This window comes from Corallococcus sp. CA041A (assembly GCF_003612075.1).
GTDB lineage: Bacteria > Myxococcota > Myxococcia > Myxococcales > Myxococcaceae > Corallococcus > Corallococcus exiguus.
In genome coordinates this window covers 1-401 of the sequence record NZ_RAWF01000738.1, presented here as the reverse complement: position 1 = coordinate 401, position 401 = coordinate 1, and the positions used below count along the sequence as shown (strand labels likewise).

Sequence of the window (401 nt, the reverse complement as noted above, 5' to 3'; positions counted from 1 at the left end):
CGCTCGATCCGGGCTATCGCTGGGCGCTGGTTGTCGGGCCGGACCGCAGCTATTGCTGGGTGTTGACGCGGGACAAGCAACTCGACCCCGCGCAGCGCGAGGCGATCCTCGCGCGTGCACGCGCGCTGGGCATTGATACGAACGCGCTCATCTCGGTATCCCATGGGCGGCAGGATCCGTCTCAGTAGCGGCGAGGACGTATGCACAAGACCGAAAGCGAGCACGCGGCGCAAGGCCGTGGCGCCATGTTCCACCGAACAATGACATGAACCAGAGCGCCAAGATTCTTCGGCTGGTGCTGGGCGATCAGCTCAACCCGCAGCATTCATGGTTTGCGGACGCGGACGCGGACGTGGTCTACGTGCTGATGGAAGTGCGGCAAGAAACCGATTACGTCCTGC

At 63.6% G+C, this 401-nt stretch carries 2 protein-coding genes; both read left to right on the top strand.

The window, feature by feature from the left end; all coding sequences use genetic code 11:
* A partial coding sequence (locus tag D7V77_RS42885; RefSeq protein ID WP_199734032.1) for a lipocalin family protein occupies nucleotides 1-188 on the top strand: 188 nt, incomplete at its 5' end.
* A gap of 77 nt (nucleotides 189-265) precedes the next feature.
* On the top strand, nucleotides 266-401 hold a 136-nt coding region (locus tag D7V77_RS46170), incomplete at its 3' end, for a cryptochrome/photolyase family protein (RefSeq protein ID WP_147452402.1).